The organism is Sphingobacterium hungaricum (assembly GCF_015210005.1).
GTDB classification, from domain to species: domain Bacteria; phylum Bacteroidota; class Bacteroidia; order Sphingobacteriales; family Sphingobacteriaceae; genus Sphingobacterium; species Sphingobacterium hungaricum.
This window is the reverse complement of sequence record NZ_MU158698.1, coordinates 2,920,575-2,944,399: the sequence shown is the minus strand read 5'-3', so window position 1 is coordinate 2,944,399 and position 23,825 is coordinate 2,920,575. Positions and strand designations below refer to the sequence as shown.

Annotated in this window: 17 protein-coding genes; 1 reads left to right on the top strand and 16 read right to left on the bottom strand. The window is 37.2% G+C overall.

The window, feature by feature from the left end; translation table 11 throughout:
* Window positions 1-133: 133 nt before the first annotated feature.
* From C4F49_RS16070 to C4F49_RS16040, 7 genes are all read right to left on the bottom strand, one after another.
* On the bottom strand, window positions 134-1,264 hold the full coding sequence (locus tag C4F49_RS16070; RefSeq protein WP_231388343.1) for a DUF1735 and LamG domain-containing protein: 1,131 nt from the start codon (window positions 1,262-1,264) through the stop codon (window positions 134-136).
* A gap of 21 nt (window positions 1,265-1,285) precedes the next feature.
* Window positions 1,286-2,416 (bottom strand): glycoside hydrolase family 18, encoded by a 1,131-nt coding sequence (locus C4F49_RS16065; RefSeq protein WP_196936853.1) that lies wholly within the window; start codon window positions 2,414-2,416, stop codon window positions 1,286-1,288.
* A gap of 24 nt (window positions 2,417-2,440) precedes the next feature.
* Window positions 2,441-4,003 (bottom strand): SusD/RagB family nutrient-binding outer membrane lipoprotein, encoded by a 1,563-nt coding sequence (locus tag C4F49_RS16060; protein WP_231388342.1) that lies wholly within the window; start codon window positions 4,001-4,003, stop codon window positions 2,441-2,443.
* 19 nt (window positions 4,004-4,022) lie between these two features.
* Window positions 4,023-7,325, bottom strand: a complete 3,303-nt coding sequence (locus C4F49_RS16055; RefSeq protein ID WP_231388341.1) for a SusC/RagA family TonB-linked outer membrane protein — start codon at window positions 7,323-7,325, stop codon at window positions 4,023-4,025.
* Window positions 7,326-7,524: 199 nt separating this feature from the next.
* Window positions 7,525-8,706: a FecR family protein gene (locus C4F49_RS16050; RefSeq protein ID WP_196936850.1), complete on the bottom strand. Its 1,182-nt coding sequence runs from the start codon at window positions 8,704-8,706 to the stop codon at window positions 7,525-7,527.
* A gap of 78 nt (window positions 8,707-8,784) precedes the next feature.
* On the bottom strand, window positions 8,785-9,387 hold the full coding sequence (locus C4F49_RS16045; RefSeq protein ID WP_196937298.1) for an RNA polymerase sigma factor: 603 nt from the start codon (window positions 9,385-9,387) through the stop codon (window positions 8,785-8,787).
* Window positions 9,388-9,554: 167 nt separating this feature from the next.
* The gene (locus tag C4F49_RS16040; RefSeq protein WP_196936849.1) at window positions 9,555-11,057 is read right to left on the bottom strand and encodes a SulP family inorganic anion transporter; all 1,503 of its coding nucleotides are present in this window, start codon (window positions 11,055-11,057) and stop codon (window positions 9,555-9,557) included.
* Between the two features lie 187 nt (window positions 11,058-11,244).
* On the opposite strand from C4F49_RS16040, the gene C4F49_RS16035 reads away from it, so the two are divergent.
* Window positions 11,245-11,631, top strand: a complete 387-nt coding sequence (locus C4F49_RS16035; protein WP_196936848.1) for a hypothetical protein — start codon at window positions 11,245-11,247, stop codon at window positions 11,629-11,631.
* 77 nt (window positions 11,632-11,708) lie between these two features.
* Here the strand turns inward: C4F49_RS16035 and C4F49_RS16030 are convergent, their stop codons facing one another.
* The 9 genes from C4F49_RS16030 to C4F49_RS15990 all read right to left on the bottom strand — a co-directional run bounded on the left by C4F49_RS16030 (window position 11,709) and on the right by C4F49_RS15990 (window position 23,624).
* Window positions 11,709-13,286 carry a DHA2 family efflux MFS transporter permease subunit gene (locus tag C4F49_RS16030; RefSeq protein WP_196936847.1) on the bottom strand — a complete coding sequence of 526 codons (1,578 nt, stop codon included), beginning with the start codon at window positions 13,284-13,286 and terminating at the stop codon, window positions 11,709-11,711.
* A gap of 10 nt (window positions 13,287-13,296) precedes the next feature.
* Window positions 13,297-14,406: an HlyD family secretion protein gene (locus tag C4F49_RS16025; protein WP_196936846.1), complete on the bottom strand. Its 1,110-nt coding sequence runs from the start codon at window positions 14,404-14,406 to the stop codon at window positions 13,297-13,299.
* Window positions 14,407-14,417: 11 nt separating this feature from the next.
* Window positions 14,418-15,734: a TolC family protein gene (locus C4F49_RS16020; protein ID WP_196936845.1), complete on the bottom strand. Its 1,317-nt coding sequence runs from the start codon at window positions 15,732-15,734 to the stop codon at window positions 14,418-14,420.
* On the bottom strand, window positions 15,721-16,353 hold the full coding sequence (locus C4F49_RS18115; RefSeq protein ID WP_196936844.1) for a TetR/AcrR family transcriptional regulator: 633 nt from the start codon (window positions 16,351-16,353) through the stop codon (window positions 15,721-15,723). Before C4F49_RS18115 ends, C4F49_RS16020 begins: the two co-directional genes overlap by 14 nt.
* A gap of 602 nt (window positions 16,354-16,955) precedes the next feature.
* Window positions 16,956-17,711: an SDR family oxidoreductase gene (locus C4F49_RS16010; RefSeq protein WP_196936843.1), complete on the bottom strand. Its 756-nt coding sequence runs from the start codon at window positions 17,709-17,711 to the stop codon at window positions 16,956-16,958.
* 72 nt (window positions 17,712-17,783) lie between these two features.
* On the bottom strand, window positions 17,784-18,158 hold the full coding sequence (locus C4F49_RS16005) for a helix-turn-helix domain-containing protein (RefSeq protein WP_196936842.1): 375 nt from the start codon (window positions 18,156-18,158) through the stop codon (window positions 17,784-17,786).
* Between the two features lie 25 nt (window positions 18,159-18,183).
* On the bottom strand, window positions 18,184-18,597 hold the full coding sequence (locus C4F49_RS16000) for a DUF1801 domain-containing protein (RefSeq protein ID WP_196936841.1): 414 nt from the start codon (window positions 18,595-18,597) through the stop codon (window positions 18,184-18,186).
* A 115-nt stretch (window positions 18,598-18,712) separates the two neighbouring features.
* Window positions 18,713-20,476 carry a RagB/SusD family nutrient uptake outer membrane protein gene (locus C4F49_RS15995; protein ID WP_196936840.1) on the bottom strand — a complete coding sequence of 588 codons (1,764 nt, stop codon included), beginning with the start codon at window positions 20,474-20,476 and terminating at the stop codon, window positions 18,713-18,715.
* Between the two features lie 31 nt (window positions 20,477-20,507).
* On the bottom strand, window positions 20,508-23,624 hold the full coding sequence (locus tag C4F49_RS15990) for a SusC/RagA family TonB-linked outer membrane protein (RefSeq protein ID WP_196936839.1): 3,117 nt from the start codon (window positions 23,622-23,624) through the stop codon (window positions 20,508-20,510).
* Between the last annotated feature and the right edge of the window lie 201 nt (window positions 23,625-23,825).

The following is a 23,825-nucleotide window of genomic DNA, read 5'->3' as shown; positions in this document are numbered from 1 at the left end:
ATGGCAGAAAATTGGCTGAAACTCTTGAGTAGCGTTTTGAATATGGAGGAATAGAGTTCTGCCTAAAAAAATTGATTAAAAAAAAGTGAGTGCTAAATCAATAGCACCCACTTAATCATCCAACTAAATAATATTATAAATTTCTGAAATTAACATTAGGTATCCAGCTACGAATCACGTTTGCACCTGCTGTTGCGTTGTGCCCGTTTCCAGTGATATCATTGAATGTATTTCCTGTCCCTTCATTCATAGGCCAATACCCAATTAGATTCGGATTTTTAGGATTAATTGAAAAATACATGTTATTCTTGATTTGAGTTTGAGAGATTGCGGTGTTCCATAAACGTACTTCACCCATTTGTGCTCTATCTCTAAAATAGGTTCCGGAAGCTATCATTTGTAGAAAATCTATTCGCACGCTTCCTCCAAGAGGAGCAGGTGGATTAAACTTGACATCAGCTTCTCCATCGCGATAAATGCTTAATGTAGTGCCATCATAAACAAATGCCCAATGGTACCAGCGATTCGCAACTAAATCTGAAGCCGTTTGAACCTGGCCTCCAAGCGTTTTGATTTGAAGATAATTATAAGGTCTGTTGGCATCTCCAAATCGGATGTATATCTCATGATCATTGCTTCCTGTATAGAAAATAGCTTGATTGTTTATGCTATATGCAGACATTTTAGCCCAGCATTCAATAGTCCATTGATTAACATTGATACCCCAATTCGTAGAAGGCGCGGCAATTACAGCGTTAGGCCCAGTCATTTCAGGCACTGATACATTTAAGGGCTTAGCTAATATATACAGGTAACTAGCCTGAGAAGTGGAGACAGGTACATTCCCTTTCAAAACTTTTCCTAAAGAAACTCCTACAGCATACCTATCTGAACCCGTATCAAAATCTTCCACCTGAATTGTATAGGCAGCGCTAATTTCACCGGCCGGAATAACAACTTTGGCACCAGCTGGTAAAGTTAAGTTAGTGATTGGAAGATATTCAGTTCCCGCCATTTCATTGTAGGGTGTAAGCAGAGATTGGTCCAAGACCACTTCCACTTCAACATCCTCTTCGACTGCTTTTGCTAAACGTACCAACAATTGAATTGTAGCTCCATTATTCATAGTTATGGTTTCCGCCTTTTCTGAGCTTGAAGCCGCCGCACTGATGTACACTGCATTGTCCAAAATCTCATATTCTGCATTATTACACGAAATAAATAAGCTAAGAATACCGAGAGTAAAATATTTAATATTTTTCATTTTATAAATCATTAAAGTTAATTAATTCAACACTTTACGTTCATTATATACTTTATACAAATTAGTAATACCTCTTCTCAAAAAATAATATTCAGGAGAGCCATCATAATCACCTTTACCTTTTGGTAAATAATCAAAACCAGACCTATATAAACCGCTTCCACCGATCTGATGTTCGACTCCTAAATTATTATAAACGAAGCTGGACATAGATAAAAATCCTCCTCCGGTGTTCGCGTAAGATTCAAAATTTTCGGTCATTATTGTACGTGAAACAACTTCTTCAGCTGTTATTCTTCCCGCAGCAATATGATCGCTCATATCATTAATCACCCCCAATACTCTTGAAGTATGATTTGCTATTGTGGTTGACCCATATGCTTGGAGAACATAGTAATCGACATATTGAGATTCCCAATTTTTATCCATTCCATCCCCGATACCAATCTCTCCATCTATAATATAAAGTAGACCTGGTATAGCTGGCTTTCTTCCATCCCGTTCTGTACGTTGTGAACCTCTTCCAAAATAATAACCTAATTCCTCCACGAACATTGTTCTCTGAGCTATGTTGCGCCATAAATAATTTGTCGCATTACCTGCGTAAATCGGCTCATAATCCCAATCAAATCCATCATATCCAGTCGCAACCACTGCATCGTAAATGGCTTCTGCATATTTTCGGATAGCAGGTCGGATAACAGCTGGGTCAGAACTATTTCCTATGTTATAAATTGGATCTTCAGGCATATCATCCCCTACTTTTGCTGAGAAAAGCGTGACTACTACTTTAGTTCCTTTTACTTTTTGGACATATTCCATATCAGCTTTACGTTCAGGGCTTAAATCAAATTTTGGATGGCCTCCCCAATTGGAAGCAATAGTTACTGAATCTGGGAGACCGCGCAAACTATTTTCTCCTGTGGGAGCAACGCCATTCCAGTTATCAAACCAAACAAATATTTGAGGTAAACCTGGCGTTTTTTTCCATTCTCTTAAAGACGCAAAATACTCGTCTGTTTTTATTGTTGCATCTAGATCAACTGACTTGTCAGTTATGCTCTCTACTTCAGTCCAATCTTTACATGACTGTAATGACAGAATAAATCCAAAGTAAAATATGTAGCTAGCAATGTTCTTTATCTTTTTCATTTCAATTAAATAAAATTGTTTTTATTAGTTCTTCTTAGCCCACCATAAATCAGTTGAAGCTGCATCATCGCCTCCCAATAAACTGACAGCTGCCATTACATTTGTAGAATTACTTCTGTATTGAGACTGTGGATAAGGCAAACGACGCACTAAGCGACCATATGTATTAGAAACACTACCAATGAAACTCGTTGAACTCAAGTTATCTAAAGCTGGGAAAATCTGAGGAAATCCTGTTCTTCTGTAATCACTCCAAGCTTCATAACCATATGGGTAATTCGCTAACCATTTTTGTGTAATAATTTTTTCGCGTTTTGTATTGGTCGTTGTTCCAAAGTTTGTCCAGCTCACAGAAATAGGATTTGGAACGCTAATGTTAGCTCTACTCAACGACGGATCTGTATATTGCGCAGGATTAGCTGTGCTTGTCAAATAGGTTCCGATTGTAACCGCATTTTGGGACATGGAAAGAGTTATACCAGATTCATAAAATGTTCTCGCTTGTGTATCACCTCCTGCGATCCAACCTAACAAAGCGGCTTCAGCTTTAAGAAAAGCAGTTTCAGAAGCATTGAACACCAATAGCGGTGAACTAGCTGTAAACGCGGGCTTAGAATATGAAGCACTGCTGTAGTTTGTTTTATTGATATTCGCAATGCCCATTCTTACTCCTCTATTGATCGTAGTCATGTATTTTGCTCTTCTTGGATCTGCGTACCCGTTCATGTAAGCAGACAAGGTTGCATTGATTGCTAAATCACCCCAACTTACAGATGCTTTATAATAAGGATTATCTTGAGTTGGAATATATGCATTATCTGCATTTGTTTCAATTGCACCAGAAGCTACTGCCTCTAAAAAATTGGTTTTGGCAAATTCTGCATCAACAGCTGAGATGCGCATAGCCATACGCATTTTCAAAGAATTAGCAAACTTAATCCATTTTGAAAAATCTCCATTGTAAACAACATCATAAGTTGCCATTGGATGCGTTGTGGAATTTTTAGATTCGGTATTAAAATTATTCAACGCGGTGATGCTGCTATTCAGCTCCTCAAACATTTTATAATAAATTGTTTTTACATCATCAAAAGGAACGTTATCAGTAGTCAGTTCACCAATTTGTGTGTAAGGAATAGGACCGTATGTGTCTACAACGCGAAGCATCGCAGCAACACGAATGATATTTGCCCAAGCATAAATATAGCCCGTGCTTTGTGTTACACGTTTAATCTTTACATAGTTGGAATTGAAATCCACCATTATATCTTTAAAGGGTGTTTCGACCCAATCCAAAGAAGGATTTAAGGTACCATAGTTAGTCCCAGACCAATTATTCGTTGTTGTAAAATACCCTCCATATTGACCTCCAACCATCTGATCGTTCATTTGGCTCCGATTCTCCTGTGCAAAATGCATCGTAGAAATAAGTGTAGGGAACAAAATACCCAATACCTCAGAATTTGTAAGATTATCTTCTATTGGATTATATGGATCTGTATTATATTTTTCGAAATTTTTAGTGCAAGAAGAAAATAGTATAATCAGTGATGCAAAGCACCATGTTATCGTTTTTTGAAATGTCATCCGTTTCATAAATTTTAGACTAAAATTGTAATTTAAGATTGAAACCTATATTTCTTAAACTAGGTTGCATAAAGTAATCAACCCCAGTATAAAAGTTGCTTGTTGCAGATGGAACTGCCTCTGGATCAAATGGCGCTTTATTATATAGCATCGCTAAGTTACTTCCTACGATTCCAATAGTAGCCGATGGAAAATACTTCATAAAGGTTTTATCGAATGTATATTCTAAACTAACTTCTTGTAACCGAATATTATCTGCTTTGTAAACATAGAAATCTGCCTTTCCAGTGCCTTCAGCGGTGATATTCATATAATCCTTAATCGAAACATCATGTCCTAATATATTGATAGGTCCAGCCTCGCGCATCGTCGCAGAATTTTCAGAAACACCATAACGGTCTAAAAATGCTTGTGTATTGGACACGACTAATCCGCCAAACCGTCCACTCAACACGACATTTAAACGGAAGTTATCATATTTGAAGGAGTTTTTCCAACCAACAAACGTTGTCGGCAATAAAGAGCCCAATTTTTTGTATTCATCAGAAGATAATGTTTCCATTTCTGGTAGCAAAGTGGTTGGATTTAGATAAACATATCCGTTGTTATCTCGTTTGAAATCAGAAGTCATATAGATATCTCCCATACTTCCACCTTCAGTAAGACGGACTATTGGTGAACCCGTACTTCCCAAAACAGCTTTATCTACATAATTTTCCATAGCAGGATTAGCGTTTAACAGATCCTCATTAAACAGCTTATCAACGGTATTTTTATTGTACGAATATGTCGCGTTTGTGCTCCAGCTAAATTTATTCCAGGTATTTTCATATCCTAATTGAATCTCAACACCTTTATTGTTGACAGATCCAGTCTGAATAATCGCTTGATTGTATTCTGTACCGCTTTCTAAAATATAGTGGGTCTGATTCTTTGTGTTGGAATTGTAATAAGTCAAAGCTAAGTTCACTTTATTATTTAGGAAACGCATATCCAAACCAAACTCAGTATTTGTAGTTATTTCAGGTTTCAAATCAAAATTTGGACGGGTTGTTGTCAACGCATACGTATTTGTTTGAGGATTATAAATATACCGTTCTCTCGTTAAGTTTGGTTCATATCCTTTTCCAACCTGAGTGTAAGACCCTCTTCCTTTTAAATAAGTAAACCAAGTTGGTAGGTTGAACATATCACTGAAAACAGCTGAAAGGCCTGCTGATGGATAAAAGAAACTACGTTCTTTGGATTGTGACCCTTCTAAAGCAGAATCCCAGTCATTTCTTGCGGTCAAGGTTAAAAACAAATAATTTTTGTAACCTACTTCTGCATTACCAAAAACAGATTGTATTTGCCTATTAAACCCTTCTGCATCTGTCTTAAATGTTCCTGTCGAACGATTTAAGTTTTCGATACTGAAATAATTCGTGATTTTATCCAAATCTCCTTCTAAGCTGTATTGATCGTAATATACATGCTTAAGGGCTCCACCGACATTAATGTTAAAACTAAAATCATTGTAGTTCTTTTTGAAAGTAGCAATCACATCTGCATAGGTCTGGTTATCGTCCTGCGTCAATAAAGTATACCTACCCTTTGGACCTGCTAATGCTCCTAAGGTACTAGCATGACGCTCATCAGTACTTTTCAAGTTTGAATTATCAATATTTACACGACCGATGATATCCAAATAGTCAGTAATGTTATATTTCAAGCTTGCTCTTAACATATACCTTTTTCTATCTGTATTTCGATTCATTCGATACATGGTCCAATAAGGGTTTTGGATAGACAAACCTTGATCTCCAAAATTCCAATATTGATTGTTTACCTCGGTAGTTGGATTGAACCTTTCAAATAATTGGATGCTTGAAAAATCTTCTCCTCTCGGAAACAAGTAAAGTGCAGGCAAAGGGTTAAAATATTGTCCTTGTGACACCATATTTAGGTTGTCTTGAATGATGTAATTCGCTCCTACATCCAAGATAAATTTGTTATCAAGAAAATTTGTCGTATTACGATAACTGAAATTATACCTGTTGTATTTGTTATTTGGCAATATGCCAGTTGAATTGTTAGATGCTACTGAGAAGTAGTTCTGGCTCTTATCATTACCAGTTGACAAAGCAAGCACATTATTAATTGAAGTTCCTGTAATGAAAAAATCTGAAGGATTGTAGTTCATAGAAGTCTTCTCTCCCCAGCTGGTCTGTAACCCGAGCTCATTGCCATAGGTATTTTGAAACTTAGGCATAAGAAGAGGGTCAGAAAACATGGAGTTGTGACTAAAGGATACAGATGATTTGCCTGCAACTCCTCTTTTAGTTGTAATTAATATTACGCCATTGGCACCCTCATTTCCGTAAAGAGCTGCCGCCGAAGGACCTGTTAATACAGAGACACTCTCTATATCATCCGGATTAAGATCAGCAATACCTTCGGAGCTTGGTTGCCCAGACATAGGTTGATCACCTCCTGTCGATTGGTAATTATTCATCGGAGCTCCATCAATTACATACAAAGCATTGTAGTTTAACTCAATTGATTTATTCCCCCGCAATACAACTTTAACAGCACCACCTGGTCCAGCCGCACTCGTATTGATTTGTGCTCCAGCAACTTTACCAATCAATGAATTGACAAAATTTGTGCTCTTAACTGTTGTTAATTCTTCTCCATCTAATTGTTGAACATCATAACTCAGTGATTTTTCGGAACGACGAATACCTAAAGCTGTCACAACCACTTCATCTAAGGATTGATTTTCGGCTAATAGTACAATTCTAAGATTAGAATTTGATTGAGTAGTCATACGGACTGATTGATAGCCGATAGAAGATAGTATCAAGATGTCTCCGGAATTTCCATCAACCGAGAACTCTCCAAGCTGATTTGTCTGAGTAGTTAAACCATTCTTAGTATTTGTGACCGTAATCCCTGGTAATTTATTACCCAAAGAATCAACGACTGTTCCTGATAATTTACTTTGCTTAGCAACCGTTTCATCGATAGCCAATAAATTTCGGTTTTCTGCTTTTGGAGTCAGTACAATAAAATTCCCTGTAACGGTATAACTTACTGGTTGATCCTTAAACAATAGATTTAAACTTTCATTTAAACCTTGCGATTTAATCGCTAGATTTAGCCTTTTTGTATTTGCTAATAGCTTCTTTTCATATACAAATACATAATCAGACTGATCTTCAATCTGTTTTAATGCAGCGTCCATGCGTGCATTCTTTAGATTTATTGAAATATTCTGCGAGTAACTACGAGCAAAACTCATCGTCACAAATGACAGCATTAAAATAATGGTTAGCTTCATAACTAAAAAGACTTGTGCCTTACTGCTAGTTTGAAATAAATAATAATTACTTCTTACATTCTTAAAAAAATGCATAAATTAGATTAATTAGGTTTATAAAATCATACAACACTCGATTTATTAGGCCAAATTTTACGGCCGGTTTGTTTGCAGACAAATCGGTTTTTTTTATTTGATCCTAAAATTTTTTTTTTCTATGCTACATCTTCATAATTTTTAGGGTTTTATTGTTCAATTCAAATTTTACTACTTTGGTTAACTCCAAGACACTGATCAATTCTTGCAGGCTTAAGTTTTTTGGAAACCTCCCCACAAATTCAGTGTCAATATTATCTTTATAGTCTAGCTTCACACCGTACCAACGTGAAACTTCATCCATCAATATTTTAAATTGAATGCTACCCTTACTGAAATAGCCTTCTTTCCAAGCCACTACTTCTGACAAATCAACTGCTTTATTAAGCAGCATCTCTCCATTTTCTGATGTCAAGGCTTGTTGTCCAGGGATAATTTTCTTATTGAAATCATTTTTAGAAACCAATACCGCCCCCTCCAAAACAGTTGTGGATGTATTTGAATTTGTTTCATAAGAATTTATATTAAAATGGGTTCCTAAAACTTTCACCGAAGTTCCGTTTACATCAACAATGAAAGGTTTGGTAGCATCTTTAGCGACTTCAAAATAAGCTTCGCCTGTCAGTTCTACTCTTCGTTCGTTTTTCGGAAATGACGGCGTAAATTTCAAAGAGGATAAAGCATTCAACCAAACTTTCGTTCCATCAGATAACACAATTTGAAAAAAACCGCCAATCGGAGTACTCAACGTGTTGTAAGAATTTATGTTATCAATTCCATTTGGCATTGTATAAGTAAGTAATCCGTCGGCTGATTTTGTAATCAAGATGTTGCTTTCGGTTAAAGATTCCCCCGAATTCAAAGAATCAAGCAAAACTTCTTCACCGTTTCCTAAAGTTAAGATCGCTCTATTTCCTCCTGCTGGAATATCATTTACAGCAGAAGCATTTGGATCTATTATCTGCTTATCTCTATCACTGAATTTAAATAAAAAAAACATGCAAATGAGAATAGTACATGCCACAGCCAAGATTGGTCTGATCCAAGCTATTTTTTTGCTAGAATTGTTTTGTTCCTGTAGATGATTTTGTTCAAAAATGCAATTTAGAATGCGATGATTATCAATTTCAACTAAGATAGAATTTGGATTTTCAAACTCTTTGTCATAGAAAGTCTTTAGCAAATATTCTACTTGGGATTTATTTTTATCATCAAGAATCCAGCGAAACAATTCATTCCTTTCGTCAAAAGAAATTGTTTTATCATAATATTTGGCGAACAAATTATTTATTCTGTCTTCTACCATCTAAAATTGGTTTTTGTACTTAGTTGGTATAAAGACAGTGAAATAAAATAAAGTGGTAGTGTAAATATGAATTTTATGTTAGAAAATTATTAAGCTGCTGTATATCAGTACAAATAAAATAAAACCAAACTTAGTTTTTAGTTGCTGTTTTAATGTTTTATGAGCAACGTACATATGCTTCCTAACCGTTTCAATTGAAATATTAAGTTGCTGGGCAATTTCTTCATACTTCAATTTTTGATATTTTGACAATGTAAAAACGGCTTTCTGTTGTGGGGGAAGTTTTTCAATCTGCTCTTCCAAAAAAACGTAGTATTTTTCTAATTCTTCCTTTTCAAAAAGCTCATCTTCCACCTCCAATATGGAATCTAGATCAATTAGATTGAAAAGAGCATTGCGTTTCGCATTTTCCTTTAACAGGGAGTATACACGATTTCGAACCCGGACAAATAGAAAATCCTTGAAGCTAAGGATAGTATCTAACTTATCTCTTTCCACCCAAATTTGTAGGAAGATTTCTTGAACTAGATCTTCCGTCTGTTGCTTATCTCCTAAAATTCTATAAATGTAATTGCTGAACGGAGACGAATAGTGATTAAATAAACTTTCAAAGCTCTTTTGGTCGCCATGTTTAATAGCAACAAGTAAAGCGTTTTCATCTTTCGGTGCAATAATTTTCAAAGTTTTAAAAAATATAATTAAGAAAGCAAATTTATAATTAGCAAAAATTGGAACAGCCCAATAACCCACACTTTATTACAAAGCAAAAATCAAAGTTATAAATTAAACACTTTTAGTGGAAATAAAATATACAAGCGTGAAAGTTTTTATTTTTAGTGTTAATTTTATCAAATCAGTTCCACATCAACAACTTCTTTTGCATTTTCCAACAACACGAGGCTATCTTCACTTAAGTTCGCTAAACGCACCCTTTTACCAGCTTTACGGTAGCGGTCGGATATCTTGTGCAATGCATCGATTGCAGACATATCGCTGACACGGCTGTCTTTGAAATCTATAATAACCTCATCGGGATCTTCATCGATTTCAAATTTTTCTATAAACGCTGTTACCGAACCGAAAAACAAAGGCCCATAGATCTCATAGTGCTTAATACCGTGCTCGTCGATAAACTTCCGTGCCCGAATGCGTTTCGCACTTTCCCAAGCGAAAACCAGCGCGGAAATAATCACTCCTATAAGTACCGCTAGCGCCAGATTATGAAGAAATATGGTTATTAACGCAACTAAAATTCCGACGAAAATATCCTGTTTCGGCATTTTATTGATGACACGAAAACTAATCCATTCGAATGTTCCGATAGCGACCATAACCATCACTCCTGTCAACGCTGCCATTGGCAATTGCCCGATGATTGGGGCACCAAAAAGAATAATTAATAAAATGGTTAGAGAAGCTACTATTCCAGATAAACGTGCTCTCGCGCCAGCAGAAAGATTGACTAAGGTTTGCGCAATCATTGGGCATCCGCCCATGCCAAAGAAGAATCCATTTAGGATATTGGCACTTCCCTGAGCAACACATTCCCGATTACCATTTCCTCTAGTTCGTGTGATCTCATCGACAAGATTTAAAGTCAACAATCCTTCCGTCAAGCCGACACAAGCCATAATCAATGCATAAGGTGCGATAACTTTTAGCATGTCGAAAGTTAAAGGAACATTCGGAATATGAAAAGGAGGAAATCCGCCACTTACAGAGGCAATGTCGTTCACGGTTTTAGTTTCTATTCCAAAACCTAAAACAAGCGCAAACACCACAATAATCGCAACTAGAGAAGCAGGTACCGCCTTGCTGATTTTGGGAAAAACAAAAACAATAGCTATTGTCACCGCAACTAATCCGAGCATGGTCCACAATGCAGCACCCGAAAGCCAAACTTCTTCGCCATTCACCACCGTCTTAAATTGTTCTAACTGCGATAGGAAAATAACCACAGCCAGACCGTTCACAAATCCATACATCACTGGTTGTGGAACCAGGCGAACGAACTTGCTTAATTTAAAAATGCCTATCAAAATCTGAATCACTCCGGCCAACGCAACAGCAGCAAAAACATATTCTAAACCATGTGATTTCATTAAGGCAATCAATACTATAACTGTCGCTCCGGCTCCACCAGAAATCAATCCCGGCCTTCCTCCAAAGATTGCCGTAACCAAACCCATAATAAAAGCTGCGTACAATCCGACTAAAGGAGGAAATCCAGCCAAGATGGCGAAGGACAAAGATTCTGGCATCATGGTCATTGCGACCGTGACTCCCGCTAATAATTCGGTTTTATAATTTATCTTTTGAGAAAAATCAAAGAATGGTGTTCGCGTCGACATCTAGCTATTTTTTTCAAAGGTAAATTTATTTTGCAGTTTGTGCATTTTCAAATCGTAGATCAGTAGAAATTTAATTGAGATAGCAAACTAACCGAACTGTTATATTGCCTCTATCCTTATGGAAAAATATTTCGTGTTATTTCTATATTTGTCAGAAAAATTAAATCTTTTATCCAAAAATCCATACATGAAATCTGTTACCATTTTAAAGTCTGTGAAATTAATGGCTTGTCTAACATTAACTCTTTTATTAACGAACTGTGCAACTAAAAAAGACATTGAAGTTAATGTGCTGCAAATCAATAAAATTATTCCAAAAAATAATGTTTTTATCATTTCTACTGAGGACAATCAACCATTTTCTATCCGAGGAAAAAACGTATCTTCTCAACTTATCGTTTTGGAAACTCCATCGAGTAAAATAACCCTTGAGCCGAAACAAGATTTTGATTTGGTTATTTCTGCAAATTCGAACATCAAGGTAAAAAACAGCTCTGACAAAGATGCTCGTGTGAACATGCGCATCAAAGATCATACATCGAAGATCATTAGTAGTTTAGAAGAGATCAAGTAACTCATGATTATCATAAAAAAATGAGCAGATTAGTCTCTGCCCATTTTTTTGAATTTTTACTTTTTACTTTTGAATTTTTAGTGCATCGCCTCGCTTAAATCCACCTTCGCACCTCCTTTTTTCTCACGGACCAACAGCACAAAAGGAATACAAACCAAAAATACCAGCCCTAAATAAAGAAATACATCCATGTAAGATAAAACTGTTGCTTGCTTCGTCACGGCATAATCCAGCGATTTGTAAGCAGATTGCAAAGCAACATCTGGGGTCATTCCTTTAGCCATAAATCCAGCTTTCAAGGCAGCAACCCTTTGTTGTACATCCAGACTATTCACATCCAATTTTCCCACTAAATCATTTCTAAAAAGCATGGTTCTATTCGCGATAAATGTAGTAATTGCAGCAATACCGAATGAACCGCCTAATTGGCGCATCATTCCTGTAAATGCAGCGCCCTGTCCTATCTCCTGCCCTTTTAGAGTACTTAACGACAGGGATGTAATCGGAATAAATAATAGTCCCAATCCCATTCCGCGAACAATCAGCATCCAAAAGAATGCATCTTTTCCAGTGTCTGGAGTCAATATTTTGTAACCCCAGAAGCTATAAGTAAAGAAGATCAGCAAACCCAAAGCAACCAACACTTGCTGTTTCACACCTTTGGTCAGCAAGCGTCCGATAATCGGCATCATGAAAGCTGTGGTCAATGCAGCCGGAATCATTAGCGCGCCAGCTTGCAACGCCGTCCATCCCAAGATACTTTGAGTATATAAGGGCACAATAAATGTAGAACCATATAGACCAAATCCTAAAATAAATGACATCAATGTACCTATCCGCAAATTACCATTCTTCAACACACGCAGTTCAACAATTGGAAATTTGAAGGTCAATTCACGCCATAAAAACAGAACAAATCCGACAACAGCTGAAATCGTTAGAATAACAATTGTTTGGCTTTCAAACCAATCATCTTCATGCCCTTTTTCCAAAATATATTGCAGTGATCCAACCGTGATCGCCAACAGGACAATCCCCAACCAATCCACTTGCGAAGCACTTCGTTTCTCCGCATATTTTGGGCTCTTCACAAACTGCAAAGTCATCAGCGTTGCTGCAATCCCGATCGGAATATTGATATAAAAAATATATGGCCAGCTGTAATTATCGACAATGTATCCGCCCAACGGTGGCCCTAATGTCGGCCCGATAATCACACCTAGACCATAAATTGCTTGGGCCATGCTCCGTTTTTCCAGTGGATAGGATTCGGTGATAATCGTCTGTGAAGTCACTAACAATGCACCGCCTCCGATTCCTTGGCATAAACGAAAAAACACCAATTCCCAAATGTTGCTGGCATTTCCACATAGAAAAGAAAATACCGTAAATATAATAATGGATGCTGCGAAATAATTCCGTCTTCCAAATTGTGCGGACAACCAGCTTGTCATCGGAACGATAATCACGTTACCAATGGCATATGCTGTAATTACCCAACCTACTTCGGATAAAGTGGCTCCTAAATTACCTTTCATGTCATTCAATGCGACATTGACAATTGTCGAATCGACAATTTCCAATAAAGCACATAGAATCGCGGTAATGGTAATGATGCCACGTCGAAATCCGTATTCGACTAATGAATCTTCCATTATGGGTTATTTAACTTTTTAAGGATACATTAACTTTGACATTCATGCCCACGCGCAATTTTTCCGTTACTTTAGGGTCGATATGTTCAAACGATATTTTTACAGGCAAACGCTGTACAACTTTTACAAAATTTCCGCTTGCGTTATCTGGCGGAAGCAATGAAAAAGTAGAACCCGTAGCTGGAGAAAAAGAACTTACAATTCCTTCAAATTTTTGGTCTGGGTAAGCATCGATTTCTATCTCTACTTTTTGGCCTTCAACCATTTTGGTAATCTGCGTTTCTTTAAAATTCGCCACTACCCATTTGTTGTTGCTCATCACTAAACTAAACAGCTGCGAACCGGCTTGAAGAAACTGGCCTTTGTTCACTGGGATTTTGGAAACAAAGCCGCTTTCAGGCGCGAGAATAACAGTATAGGAAAGATTCAGTTTTGCTATTTCTACATCCACTTCACGTTGCTTCACCATGGAATTTGCAATTCCGATTTGTTGTGAAGTTGCATTTGACTGCGAGCTCACACTTCCTGTTTGTTGCGTAGCTTGATTCTTTTGTTCAACTAAAATTTGCAATTGCTTATCGGCGGTTTCTTTAGCTGCCAAAGCTTGTTCGTATTGCTGTTGTGTAATTGAATGGTCTTTGACTAGATTTTCGTAGCGAGCCAAATCCTGCGTCGTACGCCAAACATTTACCTTTGCTGCTTCTATCTGTGCGTTTGCTGTCGCAATAGCCGCTTTTGAAGTATTGATATTTTGTGAAGCCGCACTCGCGCCAGCTTGTGCAGAATTTACATTGCTTTTTGCAGTTTCCAACGCAGCTTCTGCTTGTGCCAATTGAATCTGTTGGTCGCGGTTGTCCAAAACGATTAACGTATCGCCCTTGTTCACAAATTGATTGTCATTGACTTTCACTTCTGCAATGTATCCCGACACTTTGGAGATAACCGGACTAACATCAGCTGCAATTTGTGCATCATCTGTTTCTTCATGAACCTGTCCGTATCGGTAAATATGTACTCCGTACGAAATCGCAGCGACCAGCACAATTGCGATGATGACATAAGACAGTGGGTTCTTTTTCTTTTTAACTTCTAATTCTGTGGTATTTATTTCTGTAGACATGGTCTTGAATTTTATTGGTTGATAAGTCCTGATGTTTGTAATAATTTTTTGTGTGCTAAACTTGCATCAGCTTTTGAATTTGTCAGGTTCACTCGTGACGCTAGCCGCGCGGTATCCGCGTCTAATAATTCGGTCATTGTTGCCAATCCGTTATCAAATTTATTGTGTGTAATCCGATAGTTCTCTTCCGCCTGTACCAAAGCACGTTCAAAAACTTCGGTCTTGCGATTTGCAAAAACATCATTTTGAAAATCCCTTTTCACAGCCAAAGTCACTTGATCGCTTAATAGGTCATTGCTCGCTTTCAATTGTTTTTCAATGGATTTCGAACGCATCAGCCCTGAATTCTTTTTATACAAACTGCTCAGATTGTATTGTATTCCAATACCGGCATTCAACGCGTTCGTAACCGTTAACACTTTTGGAATATCTGCGGCAACATAACCCCCAGTCAAAGCAATAGTGGGATAATAAATTGATTTTGCTGATTTCGTTTGCAAACTTGCTGCCTTTCTATTCAAATCCAACGCCTGAATGTCCTTTCTATTTTTGAATGCTTGTTCCAAATAATAATCATTCGCTTCAAGGTTATTATTTTGGTCCAAATAATTTGAATCAACTTCAATCCACGTTTCTTCTGGCAAGCCTAGCAACAAATCCATATTGATGTTGGCTACAGCATAATTGTTTTTAGCATCTAACAATTGAAGTTCAATGTCGGATGTCTGCAACTGCGCTTTTAACCGGTCATTTCTTGCCAGAATGCCATTTTGCTCCAATTTTAAAAATGATGAATCGCGTGCTTGAGCCGTCCTTAAACTTTCTTCCAAAACCTCAATTGCTTTATTGGCTTTGAATAAGTTGTTGTATGCTTCTGCAATGGTATAAGCCACCTGATCCTTCTGATTTTCGACATCCAGTTTAGATGCTTCGACGAGATACTTTGCCGATTGAATCCCATATTGGATTCGTCCACCTGCAAAAATCGGCCATGATAAATTCGCAGAACCATACAATGCTGAATTGACATCTGGAACCGAACCTCCCTCTGCAGAACCAGTCGGAATTTTGAAATTCACGTTAGCCTTCGCTAAACGTAAGTACGAACCAGATAGGTTTAGATTTGGCAAAAGTTGATTTTTTGCTTCCAACAAATCCGCCATAGACTGGTCTACTTTTGCCTCATCTACTTTTAGTACTTTGCTATTGCTCATGCCCATGGCGATAGCTTCTTCAAATCGAAGTGTCTTTACAGTTTGCGCCTCAAGAATAGTCTGCGACGCGAACAAAAACACCAATAGCAATGACAGCTTATTACTTGTTTTCATAACCCAAAAGGTTTTTTAATAGTGATTTTAAATGAATGAATAGATTTTCAAAGTAATAGTCTTTGAATTTCGCTTCGGATAATTTGCTGACTTCGTCATCAGCAAAATCTTTGTACAATTGCATGCCGTTAATAGCATTGAATAAAGTTCCAGTGAGCGTGGTATGGATAAAGAATAAATTTGGGTTGTTTTTAAAAATGCCCTTCTCTTGACCGCTTTCAATCAATAATTGCAAGAGTTGAATATACCTCAACCTGTAATTTTTCAAAAGATCATTAATGATTTTGTTCTGGGAAATAACCTGTTGCGTTTGCATGATCAGGTAAAAGTTTTTCAGCTTTTTTACACGATTGACATAATTGTATAAAATCAATTCAATCTTTTCGACTTCTGAATAATCAGGATTTTCAAGGATTTCTTGCGCAAAATGAATTCCTGAATCCATGCGCCACTTGAACAGCGCCTCCATCAATTTTTCTTTCGAACCGAAATAATACGAAATCATTGAAATGTTGACTTTTGCCTTAGCGGCAATATCTCGGACAGACGTTCCATTATATCCTTGCGTTGCGATTATCTGTTCCGCATGCAATAATATGTGTTCCTCTTTCGTTGCCATAAATTTAATTTGTGCACAAATGTAAATGTTTTACAAATTCAATCAAACATTTGTTTGATTTTTATGACAAATAAATGAAAAGTGTAGAAATAAAACACTGATTGTAGCCACTTAGCTACACAATTAATTTCATACATACAGATAATCGATTTACAAAAAAACACAAAGCTGAAATTTCCAGGCTGTTAAACTGACCGCGATTTGGGAGTTTAAGAATACACAAAACGATTACCGGAATTGATTAGATTAGAAGAAATTTTCTTCCGCAGCAGAAAAATAATACTTTCTAATTTTTTGCTGGGATATTGCAATTAGATACATGAAGATTGAGCAATAAAAATGGAGTTTCTATTGTCACTTCGATGAATTCCTTTAGACTGATTTACATACAAATAATCATTAAAGCACCTGCTCCACGAAAAAATTCCGCAAAACAAATATTTTTGGAAATACTCCACTGATTTGTTAAGGTTATAAATCGAGCGACGAGAATAAAACCTGTATTGATTATTTTAGTAAATTCGGCCTTCACCTGTCATTCGAATCAAATTCCCCTCCTCTTTGCTCTGACGAAAAGGAAGGGAATAGATTTTGGCTAAACCTTATCGTGTGGTATAACCGCCATTGGCGAAAATAGTTTGGCCAGTGATCCACCATCCATCTGACACTAAAAATTCTACGATTGGCGCGATATCCTTAATATCCGTCAAACCACCTAAATCCGAAGCTGATTTATGGTAAGCAACCGCTTCTGGACTTTCTTGTCCGTAGAAGAACGGCGTATCCATCGGGCCTGGAGCAACCGCGGAAACAGAAATTCCCCGTGGGCCAAATTCTTTCGATGCTGCTCTCGTGAAATCCTCAACTGGAGCTTTAGCGCCAGCGTAAGTAGAATAGTATCCGGTGAAGGCTGCTAATAATGAAGTCACGATCGTACAAATCTTGCCATTATCGTTCAGCTGCTTTCCGGCTTCTTGGATGAAGAAATAAGCGACTTTAGAGTTGATAGCAAACATGCTGTTGTACTCTTCCTCGGTAGTTTCCGTAAATGGCTTCTTTAGGACACGACCTACTGTATTGATGGCAATATCGATTCCACCAAAATGTGCTTTCGTCTGATCAAAGAATGCTTTGATATGCTCGATTTGGGTGAGATCCGCTTGAAACAAAAATGCTTGTCCACCGATAGCTTCGATGTCGGCTAATGTTTGCTCTGCTTCTGGTTTTGTTTCATCACTGTTGTAATGAATGGCTACCTTCGCTCCTTTTGCCGCAAAATCTCTGCTCAGCAAACCACCTAAGTTTTTTGCACCTCCGGCAATTAAAACTACTTTTCCGTTTAAATCATTTCTTGACATAATCTATTTTTTATTTGAATACATCAAATTTCACGAATAGATCATGGCTTTAATGGTGAACTTTTCGGAATATTAATTTTTATGTTTTAAGACCCAGGCCTTCGGAGTCTGGCCTACCATTTTCTTAAAAAACTTAGAGAAATTTGAAGGATCATAAGTCAATGTTCTTGCGACAGCGGCAACAGATAGTTCATTTTCCAACAGCAGTTTCTGAGCTTGCTCAATAATCTTACTGTCGTAGAAATAGCAAGGATGATGGCCTGTTTCGCGCTGTATCGTATCGGATAAATGCTGATGCGAGATAAACAATTCGCTGGCAATCTGGTTAAGTTCCATAAAATCGTCCAGCTTTCCGGAGGAAACATCTTGTATATGCTGATCCAAAAACGCAAAGTACATTTTCGAGATTTCGTCAGCTCTTCTATTAGTTTTCACTTTTTCTTCCATAATTTGTCATCTAAAGACAAAAGAATTATTTCGTTTCAAAAGCTCCTTTGAGGATCGATTTCAATACATCCACATTCACATCGCTTAATTTCGTGATGTATAAACATCCCGACCCGAGCTTATGTTTTCCAAGTTTGTCAAATAAATCGGAATACAAATTTAAATCAGCGACCAGATGAATCGATAAATTCGACTTACGTGGAGAAAAGCCAACCTTAAACCACTCCACTTCTCTTCCCGTTTTCGGACTTTTATAGATCAAATGTCCAAATCCAATCAAAGAAGCTCCCCACATTTTAGCTACTTCACCTGTAAGTTCTTCTAGTAAACGAACTATAGCAAAACTATCCTCTCGCCTCTGTTTGTCCTCAACAGACGCCAAAAATTCAGAAGCATCGATTTCAGTAGGTTTTGTTTTTATATCAGCGAGCTTTCCCATCGGGCTATAGTTTAATAATCACACGAATTTAGTAAAATTGGGATTAAATACTAAAAATAAAGAGACATTATCCCCAATAGGAATAATGTCTCTAAAATTAACATTTATGAAACTATCACCAGCCTGGATTCTGTGTTAATGCTGGGTTTAGTGTTAATTGATCCGTTGGTAATGGATATAGATAATCTCTAGCGACATTGAATTTGTATCCAGCAGACATAGCTGCAACATTTCTAAATAGTTCAATATAGCCTCCGCTATTAATTGGGAATGTATTCAAGGTTTCTGCTGGAACTATCCCGTCCCATTGACTCCGTATAGCCCCCAAAGGCTTTAGTCCGAATATTTTTTCATCAGCTGCTGCCCACCGGAATAGGTCATCAAGTCTAAATCCTTCGAAAGCTAGTTCAACTCGTCGTTCTCTCCGAACCTCATTAATTATTCTTGATAAAGCGGGGAATTCTGGGGATGAATCTGAGGGTAAGCTTGACAAAATCATATTTGGCATACTAACCCTTGATCTTAGTTTATTTATCGTATTATCTAAATCTTGCTGAGTTACAGTCCCTAACTCTGCTTTAGCTTCTGCATTTATCAAAAGAGCTTCTGCAAAACGAAAATAAATAGCACCAGTGGTTCCTTGATCGGACACTTGCTGTGTTGAACTAGGATTATGTCCTTTGTATAGTTGATAACCTGTTGCTGACTTATATTCGTTCGCAAGGCTAAAAGTCGGCACTTGAAATATGACTGTTGAACCTCCTGTCGTAATGTAATGTTGATTATCATTGATATAAATAGATTGAACCATTCGTGGATCTCTATTTTTTACGACATCGAGTAATGTATTGTCCCCCTGATAAAGTGAGCTTGTGCTTATTGGGCTTCCATCGGTACATAAATACGCATCAACCATATTTTTCGTGATTCCACGTCCAGCTCCAGAAAGAGTGTACCGGTGCCAGTTATGTCCTGCATTAACACCTATAATATAATGCCTAAATAACATAACTTCGGTATTATTTCGATAATCTGTTTGATTAAATAATCCCCAATAGCCCATATTGTTATTTGCGGTTGTCGCTGTCAATGGATCCAACGCATTTCCTCCTGGATTAGCAATTAAATTGTCAGTTACTTGAGCTGCTTTCTGTAGATATTTTTCTCCTGTAGATCCGGTAACCCCGAAAGGAGTTCCTGAATGATATTTTTCCCAAGTTCCTTCATACAAAGCAACTCTCGCTTGAAAAAGCTGTGCGATTTGTTTGTTTATTCGCGATATTCTAGTCGTTGAAGCATTTCTACTTGGAAGGTATTCTATTGCTTTATCCAGATCATTTAACATGGAATCAACAATAATGCCTCTTGAAATTCTTGCGTCGTATAACTCAGGAGAATTTGGAACTAAGGGCTGGTTTATCCAAGGTAAGTCGCCAAATTGCTTTAATAGCGTATAATAAAAATACGCCCTAAAAAAATAAGCTTCACCAACATATGGGCCTATCACATCCCAAGCTTCTGTTGACTTGCTATAGTTTGCTAAGAAATAGTTGACATTTCTAACTCTAGTCCAATCCCAACCACCACCAGTCGCAGGAACAACACGTTCAGCATTTAACATGCTATTGTAGCTCAACGTAATCATATTATCACTACCTCCATCTGCGTCTATACCATAGACACCAAGTGTTCCAAAACCTGTATAAGTTGGGAAAATGGTATACCAGTTATTTGCATACAGTTGCAAATCACTAGCTGATTTCCAAAACTCGGCATCGCTTATACTGGTCTCGGGCGCCCGATCTAGAAAACTTTCCTTACAACTTGTTCCTATTAATAAACTGGCAAGGATTATATATATTAAACTTATGTGTTTCATGTTATTACAAGTTTTTATGTAATCAAATATTTTATAAACCAATGTTTACTCCAAATGAATAAACTCTTTGTAATGGGTATATCTTGGAATCCGAGATTGACAGTTCTGGATCCATGGTTTTAATTAGTTTTGTAAATGTTGCTAAATTATCCACACTAAAGTATAACCGAACATTTGCAATTTTAGCTCTTTCCAAAACACTCTGAGGCAAATTGTAACCAACCTGCAAATTTTTAATTCGTAGATACGCAGCATTTTGTAAATACCTAGTTTGTGTTTGTGTATTTTTACTATTTTCACCGCTCATATAGAACTTTGGAAAATAGCCATCAGGATTTTCTGCCGTATATCGATCCATGTGGACGTCAAATAAGGAACTTTGCCATTGATCACCAACAATGCCCCAGAAATAGTTTGAAGTGATTGCGGCATCACGTTTTCCAATTCCCTGTAAGAAAATGGATAGATCAAACCCTTTATACCCCACATTTCCTGTAAAACTGTAAGCGTATCGTGGTGTATTATTTCCGATAATACTTAAATCTCCAATGTTTTCCAATGTTTGGTTACCAAATGTTATCGCTCCATCTCCATTTATATCTGCGTAGCGTACGTCGCCTGGAGTCCATGCATTAGTGGAAATTGCGGTTTGAGAAGGAGCGTTAGCTATTTCATCGGTACTTTGGAATAAACCTTCCGTTGTATATCCCCAAATCTCTCCTTGTTGACGCCCAACATAGTAACTTCCTATAGAACCTGTTGGATTTGAGTCGAATTTTGTAATTTCACTTTGATAATCACTTAATACTGCTCGTAATGAATAATTCACTTTTCCGATTTGATCCTTCCAGCCTAAACTAAGTTCAAATCCCGTGGTTTTCAATCCCGCATTGTTCTCTACGGGCACGCCTGTTCCAAGAACAGAAGGTACAGGAGTACCAGAATAAGCAAAGTCGTCTGATTTTCGAATATACCAATCAAAAGACGCTTCCAATTTGTTGTTTAAAAAGCCCATATCTGTACCTATATTTAACTGAGTTGTTGTTACCCAAGTTAAATCGGGATTAACTAACCCTGGAGCTGAAACTAACGCCTGTTGTGCTCCATTAAATAGCCAAGCGTTGCTGGTTGGTCTACTAGTACCTAAGCTTGGATAAAACGGATACCAATTCGGGTTATTAGGGTCGGTATCTAAAAATCCTTGATCACCTGATGCTCCATAGGATCCCCTTAATTTAAAGATATTCATAGTAGATTTAATTGGTTCAAAGAAAGATTCTTTATCAACGTTCCACCCAACGGAAACTCCAGGATAAAATTTCCATCTATTATCTTCTAAAAACCGTGAGGTTGCATCGTAACGCCCATCGACTTTTAACAGATATTTTTCTTGATAGTTGTATTCGAATCTACCAAAATAACCCATAGAAGCTAACTTTCTTACCGCGTCAGCTACACTAGGCGTGGTTCCATAACTTAATGAAAGGGAGGGTATATTATCTGAATATAACTGGCTAGCGCTCGCCAAGAAAGTTTCATACGATTTAAGTTCAGAGTTGAAACCTCCCAAAATACTAAGATAATGATCACCTACATTCTTCTGATATTGAGAAAACAGATTCACAACTTGATTTTCTGTTCGGTAATTTTGCTTTGAATAGCCATTAGGATTACCTGTCATAATATATTGTGCGCCACTTGGTCTATAAGCATAAATAGTTTTGGTATGAATGTCTCGTTGAGCAAAGATTCCATTAAACGAATAATTTGCAGTTGCTGTCCAGCCTTCCGCCAGTTTTAGATTTACCTCTCCTGTAATGCCTATATCATCCGTTCGTGTAATGTCTCTGCCACCATCCATGTGTAGTCTGACGTCACTTTCATCCGAATAATAACCATCAGGATTAAATAGTTGCACTGTAGGCCATTTTCGAGCGATTTGGTGCATGTAGTTTCCGCCAGTTTTGGCACTATAGGTATTTGGAGTATTGTAATTTTCGCGAGCAGCAGTTGTTCTTAAACTTACATTCAACCAATCCGTCAAATTTGAACTAAGATTACTCCTGACGTTAAATCTTTTATATTTGTCATCTCCAAAATTGTACATCCCTTGCCTATCATTATATCCTACACCAATAAAGTATTTGGACGCTTCAGAACCCCCGTTTACACTCAAATTGTGTTGTTGGCTGAAAGCTACATCCTTAAAGTAAATCTCGAACCAATCATTATTTGCATTTGATGTTTCCCAAGAAGCCCAAGTATCGGAAGGAGTAGATGTATTGTATCCAGTTTGAACAGTTTCTGTAGTAATTGTTCCAGCTTGATAAGCAATAATCCTAGCCAGTGTCTCATCATTAAATATTGCAGATCCACCTGCATTGATGGATGCCTCATTATAGATCGTTGCGAAATCTAAAGAGTTCAACATTTTTGGCAAATTGATCGGTGTATTCCAATTTAAATTATTTGAATAAGTAATTTTTGGCTTTCCACCTTTTGTTCCCTGTTTTGTAGTAATTAGAATTACGCCATTTGGTGCACTTGAACCATAAATTGCCGCGGTCGCAGCGTCTTTAATCACCGAGATGCTTTCGATATCATTTGGATTAATATTATTGATATTACCTCCTTGGATTCCGTCTATAACAATTAAAGGAGATGAACTCACACCGAAACCAGTGTATCCCCTAATATTAATATTTTGCGTAGCATTTGGTGCGCCTCCTGCGGTGGTCGTAGTAATATTTAAATTTCCTACCATACCCTGCAAAGCTTCGCTCAAGCGATTAACCGGTCTACCTTCGAGTTGCTGTGCCGAAACCGTTGCAATTGCACCAGTAACTGTAGTTTTCTTTTGAGTACCATACCCGATTACTACAACTTCATCAATTTCAGCATCTGAAACTAGAATTACATCTAACCTCGATCCTGCTACATTTAATTCTTGGGAAACATATCCCACACTGGAAAATCTTATTTTTTCACCATTTGAAGCTTGAATACTGAAAAAACCATTTTCGTCCGTTTGAGTTACTCGAGATGTCCCAATTACCGAAACTGTTACACCAGCGAGATTACCGGTAGCATCTGACACAATCCCTGTGACAGATTGTTGTCCAAATGATGGATGCACAGCAAATAACATACACATCAATAAACAACAACATTTTAAGAAATCATTCATTTTGACATTAATTAAGTTAATAAAAATTATTTTTTACAAGATTTCGTTGTCACTAAAACCAAGCACACACTAATATTTATAATAGGTTATAATATTAACTACAATTATATAATATAATTTTATATAAAATAAGCACAACGTAAACGCAATCGTTTGTCCAAT